This window comes from Alkanindiges illinoisensis DSM 15370 (assembly GCF_000619845.1).
Classification (GTDB): Bacteria; Pseudomonadota; Gammaproteobacteria; order Pseudomonadales; family Moraxellaceae; genus Alkanindiges; species Alkanindiges illinoisensis.
On the sequence record NZ_JHUX01000012.1, the window covers coordinates 15,728 to 38,395 of the forward strand.

General features: G+C 47.7%; 19 protein-coding genes and 1 tRNA gene. 12 read left to right on the plus strand and 8 right to left on the minus strand.

Annotated elements, in window-relative coordinates; all coding sequences use genetic code 11:
• Positions 1–47: 47 nt before the first annotated feature.
• Positions 48–138 (minus strand) — tRNA-Ser (locus Q337_RS0114165).
• A gap of 121 nt (positions 139–259) precedes the next feature.
• Between Q337_RS0114165 and Q337_RS0114170 the strand changes: the two genes are divergently transcribed.
• Positions 260–2,137 carry a potassium transporter Kup gene (locus Q337_RS0114170; protein WP_026472146.1) on the plus strand — a complete coding sequence of 626 codons (1,878 nt, stop codon included), beginning with the start codon at positions 260–262 and terminating at the stop codon, positions 2,135–2,137.
• 147 nt (positions 2,138–2,284) lie between these two features.
• On the opposite strand, the gene Q337_RS0114175 is transcribed toward Q337_RS0114170, so the two are convergent.
• Together Q337_RS0114175 and Q337_RS0114180 are read right to left on the minus strand one after the other, a co-directional pair.
• Positions 2,285–2,662 carry a hypothetical protein gene (locus Q337_RS0114175; protein WP_026472147.1) on the minus strand — a complete coding sequence of 126 codons (378 nt, stop codon included), beginning with the start codon at positions 2,660–2,662 and terminating at the stop codon, positions 2,285–2,287.
• A gap of 990 nt (positions 2,663–3,652) precedes the next feature.
• A complete protein-coding gene (locus tag Q337_RS0114180) occupies positions 3,653–4,036 on the minus strand; it encodes a hypothetical protein (protein WP_026472148.1) in 384 nt (127 codons plus the stop codon).
• A gap of 284 nt (positions 4,037–4,320) precedes the next feature.
• Between Q337_RS0114180 and Q337_RS17900 the strand changes: the two genes are divergently transcribed.
• The 9 genes from Q337_RS17900 to Q337_RS17910 all read left to right on the plus strand — a co-directional run bounded on the left by Q337_RS17900 (position 4,321) and on the right by Q337_RS17910 (position 14,845).
• The gene (locus Q337_RS17900) at positions 4,321–5,292 is read left to right on the plus strand and encodes a DNA/RNA non-specific endonuclease (RefSeq protein WP_407636788.1); all 972 of its coding nucleotides are present in this window, start codon (positions 4,321–4,323) and stop codon (positions 5,290–5,292) included.
• Positions 5,293–5,353: 61 nt separating this feature from the next.
• Positions 5,354–5,608, plus strand: a complete 255-nt coding sequence (locus Q337_RS0114190; RefSeq protein ID WP_026472149.1) for a hypothetical protein — start codon at positions 5,354–5,356, stop codon at positions 5,606–5,608.
• On the plus strand, positions 5,601–6,083 hold the full coding sequence (locus Q337_RS0114195) for a YchJ family protein (RefSeq protein ID WP_034280537.1): 483 nt from the start codon (positions 5,601–5,603) through the stop codon (positions 6,081–6,083). Before Q337_RS0114190 ends, Q337_RS0114195 begins: the two co-directional genes overlap by 8 nt.
• 133 nt (positions 6,084–6,216) lie before the next feature.
• Positions 6,217–6,834, plus strand: a complete 618-nt coding sequence (locus Q337_RS0114200; RefSeq protein WP_026472151.1) for a trimeric intracellular cation channel family protein — start codon at positions 6,217–6,219, stop codon at positions 6,832–6,834.
• 233 nt (positions 6,835–7,067) lie between these two features.
• Positions 7,068–7,520 (plus strand): hypothetical protein, encoded by a 453-nt coding sequence (locus tag Q337_RS17905; protein ID WP_034280544.1) that lies wholly within the window; start codon positions 7,068–7,070, stop codon positions 7,518–7,520.
• Between the two features lie 112 nt (positions 7,521–7,632).
• Entirely contained in the window at positions 7,633–9,141 is a 1,509-nt protein-coding gene (locus Q337_RS0114215) for a TolC family protein (protein ID WP_026472153.1), read from the plus strand.
• Positions 9,142–9,143: 2 nt separating this feature from the next.
• On the plus strand, positions 9,144–10,502 hold the full coding sequence (locus Q337_RS0114220) for an efflux RND transporter periplasmic adaptor subunit (protein WP_034280547.1): 1,359 nt from the start codon (positions 9,144–9,146) through the stop codon (positions 10,500–10,502).
• Positions 10,492–13,776: an efflux RND transporter permease subunit gene (locus Q337_RS0114225; protein ID WP_084494867.1), complete on the plus strand. Its 3,285-nt coding sequence runs from the start codon at positions 10,492–10,494 to the stop codon at positions 13,774–13,776. The genes Q337_RS0114220 and Q337_RS0114225 overlap by 11 nt, the downstream gene beginning before the upstream one ends.
• A 10-nt stretch (positions 13,777–13,786) precedes the next feature.
• Complete coding sequence (locus Q337_RS17910; RefSeq protein WP_084494868.1) at positions 13,787–14,845, plus strand: cation diffusion facilitator family transporter; 1,059 nt, start codon at positions 13,787–13,789, stop codon at positions 14,843–14,845.
• A 151-nt stretch (positions 14,846–14,996) separates the two neighbouring features.
• Here the strand turns inward: Q337_RS17910 and Q337_RS17915 are convergent, their stop codons facing one another.
• The 3 genes from Q337_RS17915 to Q337_RS0114245 form a co-directional block, all read right to left on the minus strand.
• Positions 14,997–15,440 carry a YgiW/YdeI family stress tolerance OB fold protein gene (locus tag Q337_RS17915; RefSeq protein ID WP_051526909.1) on the minus strand — a complete coding sequence of 148 codons (444 nt, stop codon included), beginning with the start codon at positions 15,438–15,440 and terminating at the stop codon, positions 14,997–14,999.
• Between the two features lie 288 nt (positions 15,441–15,728).
• On the minus strand, positions 15,729–16,097 hold the full coding sequence (locus tag Q337_RS0114240; RefSeq protein ID WP_034280550.1) for a NirD/YgiW/YdeI family stress tolerance protein: 369 nt from the start codon (positions 16,095–16,097) through the stop codon (positions 15,729–15,731).
• Positions 16,098–16,221: 124 nt separating this feature from the next.
• Positions 16,222–16,917: a VIT1/CCC1 transporter family protein gene (locus tag Q337_RS0114245; RefSeq protein WP_026472157.1), complete on the minus strand. Its 696-nt coding sequence runs from the start codon at positions 16,915–16,917 to the stop codon at positions 16,222–16,224.
• Positions 16,918–17,137: 220 nt separating this feature from the next.
• Here Q337_RS0114245 and Q337_RS17920 point away from each other — a divergent pair, with 220 nt between their 5' ends.
• A complete protein-coding gene (locus Q337_RS17920; protein ID WP_169733770.1) occupies positions 17,138–17,602 on the plus strand; it encodes a GNAT family N-acetyltransferase in 465 nt (154 codons plus the stop codon).
• Positions 17,603–17,645: 43 nt separating this feature from the next.
• Here the strand turns inward: Q337_RS17920 and Q337_RS0114255 are convergent, their stop codons facing one another.
• Entirely contained in the window at positions 17,646–19,154 is a 1,509-nt protein-coding gene (locus Q337_RS0114255) for an amidase (protein WP_034280552.1), read from the minus strand.
• Between the two features lie 133 nt (positions 19,155–19,287).
• A complete protein-coding gene (locus Q337_RS17925; RefSeq protein WP_169733771.1) occupies positions 19,288–20,382 on the minus strand; it encodes a GGDEF domain-containing protein in 1,095 nt (364 codons plus the stop codon).
• A 620-nt stretch (positions 20,383–21,002) separates the two neighbouring features.
• On the opposite strand from Q337_RS17925, the gene Q337_RS0114265 reads away from it, so the two are divergent.
• Positions 21,003–22,079 carry a zinc-binding metallopeptidase family protein gene (locus tag Q337_RS0114265; RefSeq protein ID WP_026472159.1) on the plus strand — a complete coding sequence of 359 codons (1,077 nt, stop codon included), beginning with the start codon at positions 21,003–21,005 and terminating at the stop codon, positions 22,077–22,079.
• Positions 22,080–22,668: the final 589 nt, after the last annotated feature.

Genomic DNA, 22,668 nt, shown 5'->3' on the forward strand with positions numbered 1-22,668 from the left:
TTTTTGTTTTTCCATGGATCAGGCTTTAAAGCCAGGTGGAAAAAATCTGGCGGTGAGAGAGGGATTCGAACCCTCGATACGGGGATACCGTATACACACTTTCCAGGCGTGCTCCTTCAGCCACTCGGACACCTCACCAAGGCGTGCGATTCTAGCCAAAAAACAGCGCTTTGCCAATCGCTATTTTATGTAAAACCCACTTTATTGATTTTTTTTCGGTGCTACTATGGCCGGATTATAACGAGATGTTCATTTTGCTATGCAAACACAAACGCATCGTGCTGCTTTACCAGCCATTACGCTGGCCGCACTGGGGGTGGTATTTGGTGATATTGGAACCAGTCCGCTGTATGCCTTAAAAGAATGTTTTCATGCAGCACACGGTATTCAGATTACACCGGCCAATGTGCTGGGTGTGTTATCGCTGATCTTCTGGTCGCTGATGATTGTCGTGTCGTTTAAATATGTGGCCTTCATCATGCGCGCCGACAACAATGGCGAAGGTGGCATCATGGCGCTGTTGGCTCTCAACATGCGAAGCAAACGGATTGGCCCTAAAACCCGTTCTGCATTAATTGGTATTGGCCTGTTTGGTGCCGCCCTGTTTTTTGGCGATGGTATTATTACCCCGGCAGTATCGGTATTGTCTGCCGTAGAAGGCCTCTCCATTGCAACTCCTGTGTTTACGCCTTATGTAGTGCCCATTACCATTGCCGTACTGGTGGTGCTATTCATGATTCAGCGCAAGGGCACAGGTTTGGTTGGCAAGTACTTTGGCCCCATTACCCTGTTATGGTTTGCGTCCTTAGGCGTGCTGGGCGTACTCAGCATCATGCAGAATCCGGGCATTCTATGGCTAGTGAACCCATACTGGGCAGCGCATTTTGTATTTTTCCATCCTGGTATCGCATTTTTAACCATGAGTGCGGTGGTGTTGACCATTACCGGGGGCGAGGCGCTTTATGCCGATATGGGACATTTTGGCCGCAAACCCATTCAGATGGGCTGGTTTTTTATTGTGTTGCCGTGTTTGCTGCTCAATTATGCCGGACAGGGCGCATTATTATTACGGGAACCAACAGCCGTTGAAAATCCGTTTTTTAAGCTGGTGCCGGATGTTGCACTGTATCCCATGATTGCGCTGGCTACGCTGGCTACAGTGATTGCTTCACAGGCGGTCATTTCCGGTGTATTTTCCATTGCACGCCAGGCCATGCAACTGGGTTATTTGCCACGCATGACCATTTTGCACACCTCGGAATCGGAAATTGGCCAGATTTACATTCCTTTTCTAAACTGGCTGTTGCTGGGTTCCATTGTCATTCTGGTCGCTGCTTTTGAATCCAGTTCCAATCTGGCCGCAGCGTATGGCCTTGCGGTCACCATGACCATGATCTGTGACACCCTGCTGGTGGGCTTTGTGCTGTATAGCCTGTTACGCTGGCGACCTGCCAAGGTATTGTTAATTGTGGTGCCGATTTTATTGCTGGATCTGGTGTTTTTTAGTGCCACTTCACTGAAAATTCTGGCAGGCGGCTGGTTCCCGCTCATGGTGGGCGCCGTGGCCTTTACCATCATGATGACCTGGAAGCGTGGTCGTAAAATTACTTTTGACAAATTGCAGCGTGACACTCTGCCGCTGGATATTTTTATCAAAAGCCTGCATTCCGCACCCAATATTGTGAGTGGCACCGCTGTATTCATGACCGGGAGTCCCAACGTGGTACCCCATGCCTTATTGCACAATCTCAAGCACAATAAGGTACTGCATGAGCGTAATGTGCTGATGACCATTCGCACGCGGGATGTGCCTTATGTTGATCCCAGCGAACGGGTAGAAGCCGAACAACTGGATGACCGTTTTATACGCGTAAGAGCCTCATATGGTTTCAAGGAACAGCCGGATGCTCCCCAGGCGCTGGAACAGGCACTGGCTTTGCTGGACCAGTCTTATGACACCATGACCACCAGTTTTTTTGTGTCACGCGAACGGCTAGTGCATACCGTGGGCGAGGGCATGGCACCCTGGCGCGAAAAACTGTTTATTTCTATGCAGCGCAATACCAGTTCAGTGAGTGACTTCTTTCAGATTCCCCCCAACCGGGTGGTTGAAATGGGTACGCAAATAGAAATCTAGCTATTTGTTAAAAAAAATTAATCTAAAGTAACAGACATAAGTAAAGCTGGCACTAAGGCCAGCTTTAAATTTTTGCAAGCTAACACAGGAACGTGTTAAGAATGAATGAGGGTGCTTGCAAAACTGTTTACCTGGGTTAAGGAAACCTTAGGGCGCCGTAGCTTGAGGACTGGTTACTGGCGCATCAGTACTATTAGACATATTCATGTCAGAAGTCATGGGCGTGCCCATATTATTGCTAGCGTTGCCATTGCTGGAATCTGACATGCTGCCATGCATATTAGAGGACATGCTGCCCATTTGCGTACCAGAAGTGCTATTCATAGTGGAGCCCATGCCAGAATTCATCCCGCTGGAAGGCATCATCTGGCTATCACTGCCACGCATGTTGGTTTGTAAGGTGGTTAGGGGAATGCTGTTGACAGTAGTGCCTTTGGGCGGGGTTGGCTCAGCCAGTGCCAGCATTGGGGTACAAAGCGCAGCAGTAAGGGTGGTTAACGTGGCAAGTTGTTTTAAGCTTTTCATTCAATCTCTCCAATCTGTTCTCATGGAATAGGTATAGTCAAAGTGCAGCTTTAGAACGCTGTATCTTTATTTACCCAGTCTCTATGACGTAAAATTATTAAGGTACAGACCAGTGATGCTTAAAAGCGCTAACAGATTCAAATCTTGCATAAAATCTGGCCTGACACTGGACAACAGCTTTAATACTAATTTGTTTTTCTAAAATAAATATAAAGGAAGCGTATGTTATGTAAGTGCTCATGCAACTTCGCATAGGGTTTATGTTTCAATGCTTTGAGCAGTGTTGCAATGATCGTGGACTGATGGACTCGTGTTAAACACTTATATAGTAGCCAGTGACCGGGATATATATTTAATAAGAATTAAGGACAATCACAATCAAGAATAAGCCAAGCAGCATAGTGCAGGCAAAAAAATAGGCAGTTCTAACCGACTGCCCTTATTTTGCTAAATAATGAACTGCTGTATTCCTGGCAATAATTAACGTAGGAGAGTGCAGGATTGTTAATCATGCCAAGAAGCAGTTCATAGGGGCTATTTTATACAGATCTGTCTGGTTAAATATTAGACTATGGTAGTATTGTATGATATGTCTGTAAAAAACTTATAAATTTTGAACTGCATCACATTTTTAAAATTTCTTGGCATAAAAATTATCTAGTTTTACGTTTGTTTTTAAAGCAATTTTTTTATTTAATAAGTTTTAGTTCATTAGAGCGTCATTTTGTGTCGTAAAGTATTAAAACTTAATTACCTGATGTCGCAAAGCTCTTATACTTTTTTACTTACGAGATAATAAAACAGGAATGCCCCATTTTACAGTGAATTGCCAAGGCGTGCAGTGATGTGCAGTAGCTGTATGAAAAGCTGCCAACAGGTTATTCATTAACGTAGGAGAGTGCAGGAATTTAATGAATAACCTGTGATAGCCGTATTAGGGTAGTTTTTACAGTGAGCCTCCTGATACGGCAGAGGAACTGTGACTAGCCCTTAGCGGGTTGCAGTGCCAGAAGAGTTACTGCTGCGTGAGGACTTGCTGGCTTTACTACCAGTTTTGGATTTCGTTGTATCGCTAGTATCTGTTGTTGTATTGGCGCTGTCAGTGGCACTGCCAGCCGGTGAAGCAGTGCTGGAGGCGCTGGAAGGCAGGGTAACGCTTGCACCATTTTGAGTGCTGGCGGTTGTACCAGTGGTAGTACCATCCAGGCTGCTATCTGTGCTCAGGCCAGCACTGGCACTAGGGGTAGTAACAGTAGCGCCATTACTGGCAGCAGGACTGCTGGTTGCGGTCGCAGCAAATGCAGGCAGGGTTAAGGCAGCGCTAAGTGCAGTAAGGGCAACAATACGACGGGTGAATGAATTTAATGCGAACATAGAAGACTCCTGATTCATTTTAACGTGATTCACATCACATATATTTACCTAAACAGTGAAGGATAATGCAAAATCTATCCTGAGGCTGTGGTCTAAGCTTAATCAGGTCAAAGGCTGGTTTTAAGTAACTTACTCGTAACCTGTGTTAACTTTTGATAGGGGTTTACATGACTTTGGGTGAAAAATGTATCTGTTATTCACCTTAAAGACGCTCTCTTTGTAAAAAAACTGGAATTTTTATGCGATATCTCTCCTCCATTCAAAAAAAAATGCATTTGGTGCTCATGCTTGGATTTTTTTTGCTTGGATTTATACAGTTGGCTAGTGCCCAGGATTTTGCTGCTTGCCGCGACCAGTTTTACCGGGGCAGTACACCGGAACTTGAAAAAACTGCCCTAAAGCGTGCCAGTTATCCTTTATGTTTCAACGGGTTTGCTGTGCTGTATTCCGGGGTGTCCTATACCCCCTTGTGGTCTGCTGAGTACTTGACGCCACAGCGCTTGAAGCAGGCCAAAACCTTAAACCGCAAGAATGATTTTCATGAAGAAGAGCGGGTTCCGGATCGTTACCGTTCTTATCTATCGGATTATGCCCGTTCAGGCTATGACCGCGGCCATATGTCGCCCAATGGTGATATGGCTACCCGTGCCCAGCAGCATGACAGTTTTTCGCTGGCCAACATGGTGCCGCAAAGCCCCAAGAACAATCAGGAGGTCTGGCGTAATCTGGAAGAAGCAACCCGGGCACTGGTCAGCAAACAGCAAAAGTCAGCTTATGTGGTGACCGGGCCTGCATTTTTGAGCGGTGAGCTAAAACAGGTAGGTCGTGTACTGGTGCCCACGCATGTGTATAAGATGGTGTATTTTCCTGACCTTGGAATTGCCAGCGCCTATTTTGCACCCAACAATGAAAGTGGTGAAGTGAATGTGGTGTCTGTACAAGAGCTTGAAGAGACAGTGGGCATTAATTTAGTGCCAGAAATGCCAGCAAGAATTAAGGTCAAGCGGATCATGTTGCCATTAAACGCCCAGCAAGCTGGCAAGAGTATTCAAAGCTGGGCCAACGGAACTAGCACTGGGCATACGAAATCCAGCGATGACGCAGGTACGTCCTATGATGGCTATTCAAATCATGGCAGCGCTGGCCACAGTACCAGCCATAAAAATAGTGAGCACTCTTGGATTAGTGCCATTATTGACATGATCAAACAGCAGTTGCTGGATTTGCTGGCGTCCTTATTGCGTGGTAAAGGTTAAAAGTTGCGTGGCAAGGGCTAAAACCAAATATATTTTTAATTAACTCAATTCAGGAGTGCATATGAGCTTTCAGGCCTTTAAAGACAACAGTGCCAGTATGGATATTGGCGGCTTAACCCTTGAGAATAATGAAGAACGGGTAAGCATTTATGGTAGCCTGAATATTGGGCGTGACCAGCAGGGCTTGCAGCAGGCCAGACAGTTACAAGGCATTTTAGCTGATATGGTCAGCTATCTGGAGCAGCAGGACTTGCCGGCTCAGATTGAAGCTTTTACCCCAAAAGCGGCCAAAAACCCATTTCTGGATAATGAATAGCATGTTGATGTGCCCTTGTGGTTTATCCCGACCCTATAGCCAGTGTTGTGAGCCTTTGCACACGCAGCGTCTGATAGCAGATTCGGCTGAGCAACTGATGCGCTCGCGTTATGCAGCCTTTGTGATGGGTGAGATTGACTATATTGTGCAAACCACAGTGCCAGCCCAGCAACACTTGCTGGATGTTAAGGCCATCACCGTATGGAGCCAGCAAAATCAGTGGCTGGGCTTGACCATTGTTTCCAGCCAGCCTGCAATCAAGCCGCAGCATGCCAAGGTTGAGTTTATTGCACGTTTTCAGGATCAGCAGGGTGAACAACAGCACCATGAACTCTCCAGCTTTGTGCAAGCTGGCTCGCGCTGGTATTTTCTTGATCCAACTGTGCAGCCCATGCCTGCCTTAAAATCTGTCTGCTTGTGTGGCAGTGGGCAAAAATTCAAACGCTGCTGTGCACCCTTTTTAGGCCTAACCTAATAAGAAATAAATTTTGGCTTAATTTGCTTAAGCTAAGTGTGCATGGATTTGCTCTGGGCTGCCCTTGCTATAGATTTACCGTGCGGTAGAATGGCCGCTTTTAATGAACTGCTCACTGCGCTGAGAGCCTGTCATGCTGCTAACCATCATTTATATTATTGCCATTACGGCTGAAGCCATGACTGGGGCGCTGTCAGCTGGGCGGCGCAGCATGGACTGGTTTGGTGTGGTGCTAATTGCCTGCGTCACGGCATTGGGCGGTGGCTCGGTGCGTGATGTGTTGCTGGGGCATTATCCGCTCACGTGGGTCAAGCACCCGGAGTATCTGGTTCTCACAGCGCTGGCGGCACTGTTTACCATTCTAGTGGCCAAATGGATGAAGCACTTACGTAACCTGTTTTTGGCACTGGACGCCTTGGGCCTGATTTGTTTTACCTTGATTGGCTGTCAGGTGGCGCTACAAATGCAGCACAGCTATGTAATTGCAGCCGTGAGCGGGGTTATTACCGGGGTGTTTGGCGGTATTTTGCGCGATACCTTATGTAATGATGTGCCACTGGTGTTCCGGCGTGAATTGTATGCCAGTGTGTCCTTTGTTAGTGCTTGGTGCTATTTGCTGTGTATTGAGTTGCATGTGCAGGCTGATATTAGTCTGATCATTACCCTGATTTTTGGCTTTGTGTTTCGGATGCTGGCCATTCGCAATCACTGGGAAATGCCCAAGTTTATTTATCATGATGAGGCTGGATAAAGCGAAACACTGTTTCGCCCAGCCGCAAGACGAAAAGCTGTGCTTTGAGTGGGCACGGATAAAGCAAAGCATCGCTTTAAAGCTTTGCCCTAAGGGGCACTGCCCCGCAAGAGATGAAGAATATATTCTGCAAGTATTATTTTTCTGGCCAGATAAAGCAAACTTAAGTAATGCTTTAAAGCTTTTATCAGGTCTGAATTGACCTTGGCTATAAATGTTTATATGCTCGGCCCATGAAAGTTTTTATTGTTGTGCTGATGGCAATATTGCTGCCCCTGCAAGCCGCATGGAGTGCAGCCGCTGTGTTTTGCCAGCATGAAAGTCGCACAACATGGCATTGGGGGCACCATCAACACAGTGTTGATGCCGCCTGCCAGCAAAGCAGCTTCAAGCACAGTGTGGATAATAAAAGCAGTAATGGCAAAGATAGTTCAGCGATAAGCAAATTATTTGTCCAGCAAAACCAGAATCCTGATCTAAAAAAAAACACCAGTCCGCATACGTTTACACTGGTCAACCATAGTGACCATCTCACAGTAAACCAGCCCGGGCTAAATCCAAGCCCTCAAGTGGGATTAGTACAGCCAGCCATGCAGGAACATCAGGCTGTACGACTTTCTTTAAGCCCTGCCTTATACCAGTCGCCTGTGCTGGAACCGCCCAAACCCCCTTTATGGCCTGCCTGACTATAGGTGGGGTAGTCCTTTTCTATTGCGTCATGCGCCTTGCAGGTTAATACCATAGCCCACAGGTGCCATGAATTTTGCCCACCGCTTTACTTTGGTTTAGGCAATTTTCATGGAATTTTTATACAAATATCAACCAACTGGGTTGTCTCGTGCAATCGGCACGCTGCTTGTTGCAGGCAGTGTTGTAATGGGCAGCCATGCAGCGCCCACAGCTCAGCTTGCTATCCTTGATCATACAGTTGATTTTTCAAGCTTTGATCCAGCACGCAGTACACCAGCTTTAAACAGTCAAACTGTAAACCGCCCTTCTTCCAACAATCAGGGCTTAAGCCTGCAACAGGCACAGGATTTGGCATTGCAATCCCAGCCATTACAGCAGTTGTGGCAGCAACGTCGCTACATTGCCGAGGCAAATGTCCTGCAAAGTAATCAGTGGCGGAATCCACAACTGCTGCTTGAGCAAACCGGTTTTAAAAACACGCAGGAACGCGAGGCGAGTATTGCCCTTGCACAGCAACTGGATATTTTTGGGGAACGCAAAACCCGCCAGCAACTGGCAGGCCTGCAACTGGAGCAGGATAATATTAGCCGGATAACTGAGGAGGCTGAACTCAGGCTGGCTGTTGCCATAGCCTATTGGCAGTTGGCACAAGCCGAGTGGACGCTAGAGCTGGCCAGTACCCAGCAGCAGTTAAGCCTGCAAGGTTTGATGGTGGCCAAAAAGCGCCTGCAAGCCGGACGCATTGCCGAAGTGGATTATCAGCGGATACACATTGCCCATCAGAATCAGGAACGCCAGTGGCAGGCTGCGCAAGCCCAGTGTACTTTGGCGCGCCAGCAGCTTGGCCAATTTTGGGTAAATTCTGTAATGGCGCCAGTCCTAGGGAATATTCACACTGCTCAGCCCTTGCAGCTACCTACGCTTGAACTCGATAAGCTGCAAGCCAGCCTTGCGCAAAGTCCATTATGGCAGCGGCTTGGTTTACAACAACAGCAAGCCAGCACCAGCCTGAAACTGGCCAAAATTCAGGCCAGGCCTCAACCTACTGTTAGTGTGGGCTATGTGCAAACCCGTGAGCCAGCCACGCAGGACAATTCAAACCAGCAGCGGCTTGCACTGGGTTTGTCAATTCCCTTGCCGCTATTTCAGCAGAATCAGGGTGTCATCCAGGTTCAACAACAAGTGCAGCAGGTGAACCAGTTGCAGGCCAATGTGCAGCAACAGCACATTCAGCAGAAAATCCAGCAACAGTGGCAGGCGCTACAAGCCATTCGCCAGCAGTATGAGATTGTGCACAACCAGCAATTGCCACTGTCACAGCAGGTTCAGCAAAAAACCTTAACCGGCTTTGAGGTGGGCAAGTTTTCAGTGCTGGAGGTGCAGCAGGCCAGCCGCGATTACCAGCAATTACAGGTAGAGCAACTGGATTTATTGCGTCAGGCGTGGCAGTTGAGTTTTCAGTTGCAGGCACTGAGTCTGGGCTTGGCTGATTTTGAGCTCAGCCGTTTTGAGCTAAATAACGAAAACTTTATCAATGATTTTAATCAGCAAATCAGTCAGTCGGCAGTAAATCTGGCGACTGATGCAATGGCTGGCCTCGGGATGAACGGAGAATAACAATGACAAATCCTGAAAAGTTCTCAAAATTTGCCTCCAACAAACGGCAATACTGGCTGATTGCTGCGGTAATTGTGCTGGGCAGTATACTGGCATTTTTTATCTTGCGGCCTGCTTCTTCGACAGTTCAACACGAACAGGGTGAAACTGCTGAGCAAGGCCATGCGGAAAGTGAACATCAGCATAACGATGCACATGCAGCCGGGCATGATGAAGATCAAGATGAAAACCACGATGAAAATCATAAGACAGAAATCAGCTTAAGTCCTGCCCAGTTAGCAGCGCAACACATCACGCTGGATGTGGTAAAGACTGGCAGCATCACCGCCACCACCCGTTTACCGGCACGATTGCTGGTGAATGCCGATCAGCAGGCGCATGTGTCCGCTGGTTTTGCTGGCCGGGTAGAACAGGTTTTTGTACAAACCGGACAACAGGTGAAGGCAGGGCAGGCGCTGGCCAGTTTGCTGGTGCCAGAGCTAATTGACCTCCAAACCAATCTGCACGTGTTGCAAGCGCAATTGCAGCTGGCCAAAAGTACCTATACGCAGGAAAAGCAGTTATGGCAGCAGGGTATTTCAGCCAAGCAGGATTATTTGCAAGCGCAAAATGCCTATACCCAAGCCAATATTGCTGTGCAGGCTGCCCAGTCGCGCCTAAAAGCTTATGGCGCATCTACTTCCAGTCAGGGCCGTTTTACATTAAAAGCCCCGTTGAGTGGCGTGATCAGTGCCAAAGATCTGGTGGTGGGTGAAAGCATTCAGGCCAGTGAGCAACTGTTTGTGATTGATCAGCTCAATCAGTTGTGGCTGGAATTTGTGGTGCCGGATCAGCTCATCAATGCCATTAATCCTGATGAACGCCTGACCGTGGAAGTGAATGGTAGTGGTACACTGCAAACGTATCGCGCGCGGCTCATTAGCCTTGCCCCCAGCGCCGATGTGCAAACCGGACGCATGCTGGCGCGGGCCGTGCTGGATAATCCGCAGCAACAATTGCGCCCTAACATGCAGGTGGTGGTGCAGGTGCCGCAAGCTAGCAGCAATGCAACAGGATTAATGGTTCAAACCGCTGCCATCCAGCAAATTGACCAGCAGGATGTGGTGTTTGTCGCTAGTCGTAAAATGAGTACAGATGGCAACGGTAAAGGCCAAGTGTCTAAAGATCAGGCGCATAAAGATCAGCTGCTTTTTGTGCCACGTCCGGTGCAACTGGGCCAAAAAAGCAATGATCAGCAAAGTAATGACCAGCAATGGGTTGAAATCCGTGCTGGCCTGCAAGCCGGTGAGCAGTACGCCGCGCAAGGCAGCTTTATCCTGAAGTCCGAGCTGGAAAAAGGAGAGGCTGCGCATGAGCACTAATTCCCCTGACGATGGCAAAGAAAATCCAGTTCATCCTCAAATAACAGATGATGGCGTGCTTCAACAAGCCGCAGAAAATCCTGCCTCAATCATTCAGGCCAATGGCTGGTTTGACCAGTTAATTCTGGCTGCCATTCGCTTGCGTGGCTGGGTCATGCTGGCGGTGCTGGCACTGGTTGGTATCGGTATCTATAGCTACCAGCAGTTACCCATTGATGCGGTGCCGGACATTACCAATGTGCAGGTGCAGATCAATACACAAGCCGCAGGGTATACCGCACCCGAAGTGGAACAGCGCATTACTTATCCGATTGAAACAGCCATGGCGGGCTTGCCACAGCTTGAGCAAACCCGTTCGCTATCGCGTTATGGACTGTCACAGGTGACCATTATTTTTCACGAAGGCACCGATATTTACTGGGCGCGCCAGTTGATTAACCAGCGTTTACAGGAAGCACGTGGCCAGTTGCCGGATGAGGTATCACCGATTATGGCCCCGGTTTCAACGGGCTTGGGTGAAATTTACCAGTGGGCGCTTAAGGCCGATTCAAAAGCCAGAAAAGCAGATGGCACAGCCTATAGCTTGAGTGATTTGCGCGAATTGCAGGACTGGGTGGTACGTCCGCAAATTCAACAGGTGGCAGGCGTAGCTGAGGTTAACAGTATAGGCGGTCATGAAAAACAGTATGTGGTGGAGCCGGATTTTTATGCCTTGCAGCGTTATGGATTAAGTCTGGATGATCTGGCGCAAGCCTTACGCAATAATAATGAAAATCGTGGTGCGGGAATTGTGGCGCAGCAGGGACAGCAACTGAGTGTTCGCGTACCGGGACAGTTAAGCAGCATTACGGATATTGGCAACGTTGCCATTGCCAAAAATCAGGACAGTACACTTGGGAGTTCAATTGTCCGGGTTGCTGATGTTGCCAGGGTGGTGGCAGGGCAGGAAATTCGTTCTGGTGCTGCCACGCTCAATGGACAGGAAACCGTACTGGGCACCGCCATGATGCTCACGGGGGCTAACAGTCGGCAAGTGGCGCAGGCTGTAGATGACAAAATCCGCCAGGTTCGGCAAAGCCTGCCCAAAGGCGTGGTGCTGGAAACTGTATATAACCGCACCACGCTGGTGGACAAGGCGATTCATACCGTCCAGAAAAACCTGATGGAAGGCGCGCTGCTGGTGATTGCTGTGCTGTTCCTGTTTCTGGGCAATATCCGCGCAGCACTGATTACCGCCTGTGTGATTCCGCTGGCCATGCTATTTACCTTAACTGGCATGGTACAACAAGGCATTAGCGCCAACCTGATGAGTCTGGGTGCACTGGATTTTGGCATTATCATTGATGGCGCAGTGGTGATTGTTGAAAACTGCATCCGCCACCTTGCCATGGCGCAGCACCGCTTGGGCAGGTTATTGACCCGGCAGGAACGCTTCCATCAGGTGTTTCTGGCGGCACGGCAGGCACGCCGGCCATTGATTTTTGGCCAGCTAATTATTCTGGTGGTGTATTTGCCCATTTTTGCCTTAACTGGCACTGAGGCCAAGCTGTTTCATCCCATGGCGGCCACGGTAGTGATTGCCTTAGTTGGCGCGATGATTTTATCGGTTACCTTTGTGCCTGCTGCGGTGGCACTGTTTATTACAGGGCGGGTACAGGAAAAAGAAAATCGTATCATGCAGGCAGCCAAGCAAGGGTACTTAAAATTACTTAATGCGGCCTATGCCTATCGCTATTTCACCCTCACCACAGCCGTGATGATTTTGCTGCTGACCGGTTTGCTGGCCACCCGGATTGGCAGTGAATTTGCACCCACCTTAAGTGAAGGTGATTTTGCGCTGCAAATGCTACGTGCGCCGGGAACCGATTTACAGCAATCGGTGCAAATGCAGCAACAACTGGAAAAATCCCTGCTGCAACAGTTTCCGGAAATTGACCGGATTTTTGCCCGAACCGGAACTGCCGAAGTGGCTGCCGATCCCATGCCACCCAACATTTCTGATGGCTATATTCTCATTAAGCCGCACAGCCAGTGGCCGGATCAAAGTGAAACACTGGATGAACTTAAAAACCGGCTACAGGAAGTTGTGGAGCACCAGCTTGGCGCCAACAGTGAGTTTTCGCAGCCGATTGAACTGCGCTTTAATGAACTAATTTCCGGCATTCGTAGTGATGTCGGCATTAAGGTGTATGGTGATGATCTGGCGGTGTTAAACCAGACGGCACAACGTATTGCAGCGCGGGTTCGGCAAATTTCCGGCGCGTCAGAAGTCCAGGTGGAACAAACCAGTGGCTTGCCAGTGTTGACGGTTAATATTGATGCAAATGCCGCTGCGTCCTATGGTTTAAGCAAGCAAACTATTCAAGAGAGTGTGGCCACAGCCATTGGTGGTACAACCGTCGGCCAGATTTTGCAAGGTGACCGCCGCTTTGACTTAGTAATCCGGCAAAACCAGCAGGCGCAAAGCCCTGAGCAACTGGCCAGTTTGCCGTTACGGCTGGCTAATGGCGGCGTGATTACATTGTCACAGGTGGCACAGGTTCAAACGGTGCTGGGCATCAACCAGCTTAGCCGGGAAAATGGTAAGCGGCGTGTTATTGTCACGGCCAATGTCAGCCAGCGTGATCTGGGGTCTTTTGTCAGTGAACTGCAAACCAATCTGCAAGCGATGGAACTGCCCGCTGGTTACTGGCTGGGTTATGGCGGCCAGTTTGAAAACCTGCAATCGGCCAAACAGCGCATGCAGTGGGTGGTGCCCATGGCTTTGCTGCTGGTGTTTGCCTTGCTGATGGCAGTGTTTCATAACTGGCGTGACAGCCTGCTGGTGTTTAGTGGTGTACCGTTTGCCTTAACCGGCGGTATTGTAGCGCTATGGTGGCGTGACATTCCATTTTCCATGTCAGCCGGGGTCGGCTTTATTGCCCTGTCTGGGGTTGCTGTGCTGAATGGCTTGGTGATGCTCAGTTTTATTCGTGAACTGCGCCTGCACCTGGATGTGGTTGAGGCCACGTGGCAGGGTGCCATTCTGCGTCTGCGACCAGTGCTCATGACTGCATTCGTGGCGTCGCTGGGCTTTATTCCCATGGCACTGTCCAGCGGAACTGGAGCAGAAGTGCAGCGCCCATTAGCCACAGTAGTCATTGGCGGTATTATTTCCTCAACACTGCTAACCTTAATGATCTTGCCGATACTGTATCGCTGGCTGAATCGTGGATCAGGGTCAACCCCGGTTTCTACCTCTATTGGCATGCCATCTAATGCCTTGCCAGAATAAGGAAAATTCCATGAATGACAGCAAAAAATCTCCTCATGACTCTTCTCCCCATAACCCTGTACCGCATGATCAACACAGTCATGGACATCAGCATGGCAAAAGTCATAATCATAGCCACCACCATAACCACAATCATGACCATGCCATTTCTGGCCAAAGCCATAGCAAGCGCTTGTGGTGGGCGCTTGGGCTAACCAGCAGCTTTTTACTCATTGAAGTTATTGGCGGTTTGCTCACCCAGAGTCTGGCATTATTGTCCGATGCAGCGCACATGTTTACGGATACCGCTGCGTTGGCCATTGCCTTAGCTGCCATTCAAATTGCCAAGCGGCCTGCCGACCAAAAGCGCACCTTTGGCTATCACCGCTTTGAAATTCTGGCGGCTGCCTTTAATGCCATTTTGCTGTTTATTGTGGCATTTTATATCGTGTATGAGGCGTGGCTACGCATTCAGCAACCCCCGGAAATCCAGTCTACAGGCATGCTGGGCATTGCTGTAATTGGTTTGCTGATTAACCTGCTAGCCATGTATCTGCTGGTGGGTGGACAAAAAGACAGCCTGAATGTCAAAGGCGCTTATCTGGAAGTGCTGAGTGATGCGCTGGGTTCACTTGGCGTGATTGTGGGTGCCCTGATTATCATGTTTACCGGCTGGCTGTGGGTGGATTCCATGATTGCCGTGGCCATTGGTTTTTGGGTATTGCCACGTACCTGGGTATTACTGCGTGATAGCCTGAATATCTTGCTGGAAGGCGTACCTGCCAATGTCAGTCTGGATAAAATCAGTGCCGATTTAAAACAGCTTGACGGTGTGGCTGAGGTGCATGACCTGCATGTGTGGGCACTTACCAGTGGCAAGTCCAGTTTGACGGCGCATCTGGTGGTGCCCAGTGCCGATATCCAGCAGGTACTGGAAAATGCCCGGCAACTTTTGGCCCAGCGCCATCAGTTGCATCACATTACCCTGCAATGCGAGCGCATCAGTTGTGCCATGGCAGAATCAGATGCACACCAGTTTTTGCAGGCCAATCAATCTGCCTCACAGGCTGGACATGGAAATTCCCATTGATTCTCATGCAATATTCAGGTAAATGCCACAGGCTGGCAGACACAAGGAATTAGACATTAAAAAAGCCTGTACCTTGTTTTGTCATAGAGTTTTATCGTTTGACAAAAGGTTGCAGGCTTTTTACCTAATCCATTTTAGTGATTCAAATTTTTTACTGCTGTGCTGACACAGTACGTACTTCATCCACATCCAGTTCAACCTGATTGTCAGACTCGCGGTCAATTTCACCAATCAGGATCACTTGAGCCTGCTGGGTAATGGGCTTGCCATGCCATTTCTGGTTGTCAATTTCAACAATCAGGGTGCCAGTGGCATCGCGGAATTCATATTTGTCCTTACCCAGCGCCCGAATCACCTGTCCCTGCAAACGTACCTGCGTATCATCCTTTAGGGTTTTTGCCATAGCCACCGTACTTGGTTGAAGTGGCAGCAGCGCATTTTGGTTTACCACCTGATTCTGCTCAGGCGCAGTCACTGATGTTACAGTTTGGGTAGTATCCCGATGATTTACTGAATTCTGTGGGCTTGGCTGTGCATAGGCCATTGCTGTGATTAAATTAAGACTAAACAAACTCACCACTACCATGCGTTTCATTTTTATCCCCATTTAAAAACCAGAAGCTCCCTATACTAGAAGCCTTTAGTTAGCAGGTCATGGCGAAAACGTAAGTTCTTGCTAAGAAATAGTAGTGTTGTGCAACCTAGGCAAGCATTCTGAATACTCTTGAAAGGACTGAAGCAATAAAGGGTTTGGCCGCAAGAAGCCAATAATTAGCCATTAAGCATGTGACAGGCTGGCTATAATTAGGCTTTAATAAAAAGCGTCCAGTTAGGTCTATATGCTTTACTGGACGCACCGGACCAATGATGCATCAGGAAATCTTTAAGGGTTAATACGGACTTCATCTACATCAACTTCAACTGTTTTCTTGGGAAAACGGTCATGATCCACTTCACCCACTAAAGTTACCTTTACACTGGAGTCTACAGGCTGTCCATTCCATTTTTCATCATCAATATCGACTACAATAGTGCCGCTTGCATCCTTAAACTCATATTTTTCGTCACCCATGGCACGTAGAATCTGGCCATTTAACACGACCTTGCTGTCATCTTTTAAAGTTTTTGCCTGTGCAACAGTTACTGTAGCAATCTGTGTGGCTGTAAGCGCAGCCTGATTAACGGGTTGGGCATAGGTCATGCTTGTCGCTAAGCCAAGACTCATCAAACCTGCTATTACTGCATATTTCATTGTTCTCACCTAATTTTTTCAATCATAGGGTTGTACTATAGGAGAAGTTTTTTAACTATTAATGAATAAACAGTGAGTTCTTATTACTAATGCTTATCAATAGCGTATGTTGTGTTATTGCCTATTAAATGACTGTACCAAACCAGCCGCCAATCAAATGGGTACACAGCATGGCCAGCAATCCCCAGCACAGTACACGTAATGCGCCCCGGATTAGCGAAGCACCTCCGGCATAACTGGCCAGTCCACCCAGCAGTAATAAGGCAATGCAGGTCACTACAAACACAGCTTGTCTGCCCAAATCTGCCGGGCTTAATACCATGGCCAGAATGGGAAAAATCGCCCCAATGGTAAATGACGCTGCCGAAGCCAGTGCCGCCTGTACCGGACGCGCGCTATTAATTTCGGAAATGCCAATTTCATCACGAGCATGCGCATGCAGGGCATCATGCTGGCTTAATTGTCTGGCCACTTCCAGTGCCAGCTCAGCGTGCAGGCCGCGTTCAATATAAATTTGCTTGAGTTCATTCAGCTCAAAATCAGGATTGCGCTTAAGCTCCAGCGCTTCTTTTTGCAAATCGGCTTTTTCAGTATCAGCCTGCGATTGCACGGAGACATATTCACCAGCAGCCATTGACACCGCACCTGCTACCAGCCCGGCAATTCCGGTCAGCAGCAGGGCATTGCCGTTTGTTCCACTGGCGGCTACCCCCACAATCAGGCTGGCTACTGAAATAATGCCATCATTGGCGCCAAGTACAGCCGCGCGCAACCAGCCCATGCGGTGACTAAAATGGACTTCGTGATGATGTACTGCCATAAAGACTATCCCAGCAAAAGCAGTTATTTTTATTGAGCATACGCAAGCCTTACTGTTTTTTCGAGCTTTTCCGGCGTTGCATGATTACTTTTATGGCGTTTAAAAGACTATTACAGCAATAAATGAAGCTGTTTTAATTGAGAGCCATGTCATCATAGGAAGGGTCTGGCTGGTTTAATATGCAGCTTTCCTGTCTAAATTTTTAAAACTGATGAAGCCTATGCTGCAAATCACGGACTTGCGCCATTATCCGCAACACATTCCGCTACTGGCACAGTGGCATCATGCAGAATGGTCTTATCTGCATCCGGATTTTTCGGTGAGCCTGCTGGAGCAGGAGATGCAAAAATATTTGCACCCCGGTTTTATACCCAGTATGTTTATCATGCTGGATCAGCAGCAACTGGTGGGATCATCTTCCATTGTTGCGCATGATCTGGCCTCGCGCCCACAGTTAAGCCCGTGGCTGGCGAATGTGTATGTGCAGGCCAGTTATCGCGGGCAGAGCATAGGCCGACAACTGGTTCAATATGCCATGCAACAAGCTCAGTCTGCTGGGATTAAGCGGCTTTACCTGTTTACCGCAGACCAGCAGGCTTTTTATCACAGCATGGGCTGGCAGTTCTTTGACCATGAAACCATTCAAGTCACACAACAAACCATCATGTGCCTTGATTTAAATTAACTATTTGATTTTTTTAACTGTTTAAAAATATCAAGAAAAAAGTCTATAGCTTGATCAGGTTGTACTTGCTGTGCCACGGCTGAGCCTGTTCCAGTTGGGCGGCCAGTGACAGCAGCACATGCTCATGGCCAAACGGGGCTACAAATTGCGAACCCAGCGGCAAGCCCTGCTTGTTCCAGTAGAGCGGTACCGACATGGCAGGTACGCCGGTAATATTGGCCAACTGGGTAAATGGCACCCAGCGCAGATTGCTTTGCACAATTTGTTCAATTAAAAATGAACCCCGCACCAGTTGATGCGCCTGTCCGGTCTTTAATACCCCTTTTAATAAGACCTGCTGCCATTTTGGCGTGGCCACTTCGCCATTTTTAGGCGCAACACTTGCGGTAGCAGGAGTCAGGTACAAATCATATTTTTTAAAAAACTCATTGAGCTTGCGGGTGTAATCTCCCCAGTGATTCAGACAGCGCAAATATTCAGTGGCCCGGGTTCTGGCACCAAACGCAGCGGCTGCCCGGGTATCCAGCTCAAAATCATGAGAGCTGCCTTGTGCCATGCGTTTGATTTCATCCACCATCACGGCGCACTGGGCAAACCACATTACAATAAAATCACTGGCCAGTGCCATGCCATCAATGGCCGGGGCATCTTCCACCACCTCGTGGCCCAGATTGGTTAGCAGTTTTACTGTATGCGCAATAGCGTTTGTGGCATCCTTGGATACCTTGGTGCCAATTGGCGACTGGGTATTCACTGCAATTTTCAAACGTTTTGGCGGCTGTTTGATCGCCTCCAGATAAGTGCCGGCTGGAGCCTGAATATCAAACAGGGCGCTCAAGTCTGCACCCTGGGTGGCATCCAGCATGGCAGCACTATCGCGCACTGAGCGCGTGAGCACATGCTGAATGGCAGCGCCATGCATGGCTTCACTAAACCCTGGCCCCCACGGCGTGCGACCACGGCTGGGTTTTAGCCCAAATAGCCCGCAATAGCTGGCTGGAATCCGGATCGAACCGCCACCATCGCCAGCCGCAGCCAGTGGTACAATTCCGGCAGCCACTGCCGATGCTGAACCACCGGATGAACCACCAGAATTATGCTTTAAATGCCACGGGTTATGACAGGTTCCCCAGGCATCGGGTTCTGTAATGCCCTTAATCCCAAATTCCGGAGTATTGGTACGGCCAAAAATGGTCACGCCGGCATTCATCCAGCGCTCTACAATTTCGGCATTAAAATCGGGAATATAATTTTTCTTTTTGAGGACATTGGAACCATAGCTGGTGGGCACACCGCTGTATTCCTGAAACAGGTCTTTAAGCAAAAATGGCACCCCGGCAAAGGGCTGATCTAACAGTTCAACAGTCCGCGTTTTTAGCTGGCGCTGTGCCTGCTCATACATCGGAATAATCACGGCATTGAGTTTGGGATTTACCTGTTCGCAGCGCTGGATTGCGGTTTGCAGCAACTCATCCGGACGCACCTGTTTGCTTTTGACCAGATTGGCCAGTCCCAGACCGTCATACTGCATATATTCTTTGCTGGTTAACATGATTAAATCCCTATAATCCCTAAAAAAGCATCACTGTATAACCAACCATAGCAAAAACAGGTCAAAAGTCAAAGCTGGGATGTGAGGATCACACGGCTGGCATTTACTAAACTGGCATTTACCAAAATAGTCGTCAGGTTTGTCCGGTTTGCTTTAGATAATCCTGATAATGCACCACCTGATTACGCCCCAGATTTTTGGCATGGTACAGGGCTTCGTCCGCCTGTTTTAGCACGGTATCCAGACTGGTAATATTGCAGTCAAAATGGGTAATCCCAAAGCTGGCAGTCACTACCACATCTTCACCATGATCCCCCTGTACCTTGAGCTTGGCCAGTTCATTGCGGCAGCGTTCGGCAATTTGCTGGGTTTGCTGGTAGGAAGTATTGGCCACCACAATAATAAATTCCTCGCCACCAAAGCGCCCGACAATATCTTCACTGCGGATGGTACGTTTGAGCACTTTGGCAGTTTCTACCAGTGCCTTGTCACCAATGGTATGGCCGTGGCTATCATTAATTTGCTTGAAATAATCCAGATCCAGCAAAATCAGTGCATGCAGACGGTGATCGGTATAGCGCTTGGCCAGCAGAATTTCCAGAAAATCATAAATGGTACGGCGGTTATACAGCGTGGTGAGCGGATCAACCTGACTTAGAACCTCAACCTTTTTTTCACGCTGACGCCACTGGCTAAGCAGCAGTTCCAGCAGCACCAGCCCGCCAATAAATACCGGCAAAATAAACCACAGCATACTGGCTGTCCAGAAAATGGAAGACTCAGTCGGGTCAACAGGTATTAGTGGAATAAATAACGGTGCATAAGGCAGCTCAGAGCGCAGGGTCAGCCACATGATCCAGGTAAAAATACCTACCGTAACCAGCGCAGCACTATAAATTATTGCACGCCGGAACAGGAACAGCCCGACAATCATGGACACCATAAACGTCATGCTGGTGGCTGGACACATCACCCCGGACAAATACGCATCACGGCTCATCGACAGGCCAAATGCCATCACACTGACATAAGGTAAAATCACTTCGGCTCTTTTGGAACCCTGCAATATCCAGCACAGCAGCATCAATAGCGCCAGTGCAGGCAAAATCAGCAGGTTTAATAACAACTGGTTAAGCAATAGCTGAATATTGACAAAGGTCCATAACTCAGGCGTGAAATAAATATAAAGTTTCCACACCAGCCAGTCGCCATGAATTAAAAGTGCCATGCTTAACATTAACAGGCATTTTTTAAGCGGTGACCAATTCAAAATAAATTCTGAATTTTTGTCTGTCGTATTCATAGGCTGCTTATAAAATCAATAAAAAAGGACTGTATTGTTTTAGATGTATAGTCGTGTTATTGAGCATTCGGCCAGTACTTAATCATAGGGCTGAAACGATTGCAATCATTAGGCGACCAGCTGAATTTTAATTCGAGAAATAGTTAACGTTTGATCAAATAACTACCTTTTTTACCACAGTTTTAATTCATAAAAAACTGGTTTAAAAATATACAGAATTTTATTTTAGCTCATAATGATTTTATTATATCACTGCGCGCTGATCATAATGATTAGAATTTAATTGGAGAATAGTAGTTTTGGCCAAAAACCAATTGAAATACTTGGTTTAAAAAAATGACTAAAATAAACTCATAATTAAACAGAAGTTTTTATCGAGTTTAATTATTGTTCTCTCACATTTTGATGCCAGTCAGTTTATAAACTAAAAAATCTGTTGTGATAAAACAGAAAAGCCAAGGCTAGCCTCAATTGTCGTAATCAATAATAAAAGTGCACCAGTGCATTGTACGATCACACATCTACCAGAATGAGAGAGCCACAGCATGAGAACGTTTTATTGTCATCATTGCGGTCATCAGGTTTTCTTCCTGAACACCCATTGTGAAAAATGCAATGCCCTACTTGGTTATCTGCCTGAAGAAGCCAATATGGGAACTTTCTTTGAAGTTAAAGTTGATGGCGCATGGCAAAGCCAAAACCCCCAGCATCAGGGAAAGCTGTTCAAGCCCTGCCATAACTATCAGGTTGAAAATATCTGCAACTGGATGTTGCCCGTTGAAAGTCCGCATATTTATTGCGAAGCCTGCCAGCTTACAACTGTCATTCCCAATCTGGAAGAGGGTAACAACCGGCTATACTGGAGCCGGCTTGAAGCAGCCAAACGGCGGTTCTTATATTCGCTGTACCAGCTTAAAATCCAGCCCCGCCCAAAACATTCGGCAGACGATCATGAAGGCCTGGCTTTTGAATTTCTTTCGCCACATGAAAATCAACCTGTAATGACCGGGCATGACAATGGCCTGATTACCATTAATGTTAATGAAGCTGATGCGTCCTATCGGGAATGGACTCGGGAAAATATGCAGGAACCTTATCGGACACTGCTGGGTCATTTCAGGCATGAAAGCGGTCATTATTATTTTGACCGGCTCATTGAACACACCAAATGGCATCAGCCTTTTAAGGAACTGTTTGGTGATGATGCGCAAAGTTACCAGGCAGCACTAGATCGCCACTATCAGGACGGTGCACCGGACAACTGGCAGCAAAATTATGTCAGCAGTTATGCCAGCATGCACCCGTGGGAAGACTGGGCAGAAACCTGGGCACATTACCTGCACATGATCGACACACTGGATACTGCCTATCATTCAGGAATCAATATCCAGCCTTATAACCGGTTTGAACCGCACATGTATCTGCATGAACCACCGATTGGTGTGCAGAACTTTAACCAAACGCTGGATAACTGGTTTGCCTTGAGCTATGCCTTAAATAGTCTAAATCGCAGTATGGGATTACCGGATGCCTATCCGTTTGCTTTATCTCAGGTGGTACTGGATAAATTACGCTTTATTCATCAAGTGTTGCTGGAAAAATTCATGCAATCGCCACAATAATACCAAAAACGCTGCTTTAACCAGCAATAAATGCCAAAACGTCTATAAAACGTTCTGTCGTTATGATGGAGGTAAAATAAGTATTGACGTTGAGATGGGATGGTCTATAATGCACCCCACAGCGACGCTGAACTTGATAAAAACCTGTTGAAAAACAAGTAGTTGGGTAAGGTGGCTGGTTTTAGGTTGAGTTGATTGCGGTTGTTTTTTGAATGATTTTAACGGGTTGCATTGACCGGTTAAAACAGAATGAAAAAAGCGGTTGACAAGCGGTTTGAAATGAGTAGAATGGCCGACCTGAACGATGCAACACTGACGAGGTGTTGTGGCCCTTAAGAGATTAAGGGCTGATTCATTAAAAGATTGTAAAGAACAACTTGTGTGGATTTTTACTGGTTTTTGGCGATGATAAATTATCATTGATTTGAACTGGTGAGAATTTCTCGAAGTTTATTTGAGCGAATTTTTAGCAAGTATTCGATTAATGAGCCAGATTTGGTGTCTTAGATTAAAGGCACAATTGATATTAAACTGAAGAGTTTGATCATGGCTCAGATTGAACGCTGGCGGCAGGCTTAACACATGCAAG

Coding starts and splice junctions, on each gene's coding strand:
- Q337_RS0114170 (WP_026472146.1), top strand. CDS start 260: ATGCAAACACAAACGCATCGTGCTGCTTTACCAGCCATTACGCTGGCC.
- Q337_RS0114175 (WP_026472147.1), bottom strand. CDS start 2,662: ATGAAAAGCTTAAAACAACTTGCCACGTTAACCACCCTTACTGCTGCG.
- Q337_RS0114180 (WP_026472148.1), bottom strand. CDS start 4,036: ATGTTCGCATTAAATTCATTCACCCGTCGTATTGTTGCCCTTACTGCA.
- Q337_RS17900 (WP_407636788.1), top strand. CDS start 4,321: ATGCTTGGATTTTTTTTGCTTGGATTTATACAGTTGGCTAGTGCCCAG.
- Q337_RS0114190 (WP_026472149.1), top strand. CDS start 5,354: ATGAGCTTTCAGGCCTTTAAAGACAACAGTGCCAGTATGGATATTGGC.
- Q337_RS0114195 (WP_034280537.1), top strand. CDS start 5,601: ATGAATAGCATGTTGATGTGCCCTTGTGGTTTATCCCGACCCTATAGC.
- Q337_RS0114200 (WP_026472151.1), top strand. CDS start 6,217: ATGCTGCTAACCATCATTTATATTATTGCCATTACGGCTGAAGCCATG.
- Q337_RS17905 (WP_034280544.1), top strand. CDS start 7,068: ATGAAAGTTTTTATTGTTGTGCTGATGGCAATATTGCTGCCCCTGCAA.
- Q337_RS0114215 (WP_026472153.1), top strand. CDS start 7,633: ATGGAATTTTTATACAAATATCAACCAACTGGGTTGTCTCGTGCAATC.
- Q337_RS0114220 (WP_034280547.1), top strand. CDS start 9,144: ATGACAAATCCTGAAAAGTTCTCAAAATTTGCCTCCAACAAACGGCAA.
- Q337_RS0114225 (WP_084494867.1), top strand. CDS start 10,492: ATGAGCACTAATTCCCCTGACGATGGCAAAGAAAATCCAGTTCATCCT.
- Q337_RS17910 (WP_084494868.1), top strand. CDS start 13,787: ATGAATGACAGCAAAAAATCTCCTCATGACTCTTCTCCCCATAACCCT.
- Q337_RS17915 (WP_051526909.1), bottom strand. CDS start 15,440: ATGAAACGCATGGTAGTGGTGAGTTTGTTTAGTCTTAATTTAATCACA.
- Q337_RS0114240 (WP_034280550.1), bottom strand. CDS start 16,097: ATGAAATATGCAGTAATAGCAGGTTTGATGAGTCTTGGCTTAGCGACA.
- Q337_RS0114245 (WP_026472157.1), bottom strand. CDS start 16,917: ATGGCAGTACATCATCACGAAGTCCATTTTAGTCACCGCATGGGCTGG.
- Q337_RS17920 (WP_169733770.1), top strand. CDS start 17,138: ATGCTGCAAATCACGGACTTGCGCCATTATCCGCAACACATTCCGCTA.
- Q337_RS0114255 (WP_034280552.1), bottom strand. CDS start 19,154: ATGTTAACCAGCAAAGAATATATGCAGTATGACGGTCTGGGACTGGCC.
- Q337_RS17925 (WP_169733771.1), bottom strand. CDS start 20,382: ATGGCACTTTTAATTCATGGCGACTGGCTGGTGTGGAAACTTTATATT.
- Q337_RS0114265 (WP_026472159.1), top strand. CDS start 21,003: ATGAGAACGTTTTATTGTCATCATTGCGGTCATCAGGTTTTCTTCCTG.